Origin of the sequence: Bradyrhizobium uaiense, assembly GCF_010811875.1 — a bacterium.
Lineage (GTDB): Bacteria > Pseudomonadota > Alphaproteobacteria > Rhizobiales > Xanthobacteraceae > Bradyrhizobium > Bradyrhizobium uaiense.
Window position 1 is genome coordinate 1 of the sequence record NZ_VKHP01000628.1, and the last position, 353, is coordinate 353.

The following is a 353-nucleotide window of genomic DNA, read 5'->3' on the forward strand; positions in this document are numbered from 1 at the left end:
CCGCCCGTCCTCGTATCATGCTGATGGACGAACCCTTCGGCGCGCTCGATCCGCTGACCCGCGACACCCTCGGCGATGAGTATCGCGCCCTGCATCGCAGGCTCGCCTTGACCACGGTAATGGTCACTCACGACATGACGGCGGCCTTGCTGCTTGCCGATCGCATCGCGGTGATGCGGGCTGGACGGGTTGTGGCGCAAGGCCAGCCGGCCGAGCTGTCAAACAACAACGAGCCCTATGTGGCGGAGCTGTTGAGCACGCCCAAGCGGCAGGCCGAGCGGCTGAACGCCGTGCTGGCGGGAGCAAGCGCGGGATGAGTTTCCTGTCCGACCCCCGCTGGCGCGACGCGGCGG

1 pseudogene is annotated in these 353 nt (G+C 67.7%); it reads left to right on the top strand.

The window, feature by feature from the left end:
• A pseudogene (locus tag FNJ47_RS46815) lies at nucleotides 1-317 on the top strand (ABC transporter ATP-binding protein); the annotation flags it as partial.
• Nucleotides 318-353: the final 36 nt, after the last annotated feature.